The sequence below is a fragment of the Salinimicrobium oceani genome, from assembly GCF_012037645.1.
The window spans coordinates 1-380 of record NZ_JAAVJR010000972.1 but is presented as its reverse complement, the minus strand read 5'-3'; the positions used below and the strand labels follow the sequence as shown (position 1 = coordinate 380).

At 39.2% G+C, this 380-nt stretch carries 1 protein-coding gene; it reads left to right on the top strand.

Annotation, left to right across the window (positions count from 1 at the left end):
- Positions 1-117: 117 nt before the first annotated feature.
- Positions 118-380: two-component regulator propeller domain-containing protein (locus HC175_RS20315; protein WP_209310146.1), on the top strand; the 263-nt coding region annotated here is incomplete at its 3' end.

Sequence of the window (380 nt, the reverse complement as noted above, 5' to 3'; positions counted from 1 at the left end):
AAACTTACGTCATTAATCTCAATTATGTGGTGCGGTACCATAAGACCAATAAGGAAGTTGAACTAACCAATGGAGAGAAACTTCCTGTTTCTTTTCGAAAAGAAGAGGAGTTTATAAATGCCATTTTACAGAACAACTAAACTTTTCCTCCTCCTCTCTTTATGGTTTAATTGGGCCTCCTCTCAAAACTATCCCGTTAAGAATTATACTGCAGCCAGTGAGTTGCCTAATAATGCTGTACGGGCATTACTGGTCGATAGTAATAACATACTGTGGATAGGTACAGAGAACGGGGTTGTTAAAAAGGAAAATGATGACTTTAGATCCCTTTTTGAAGAGGATGGCTTAGCCTTGAACAGCTGCTGGGCAATTGCTGAAGA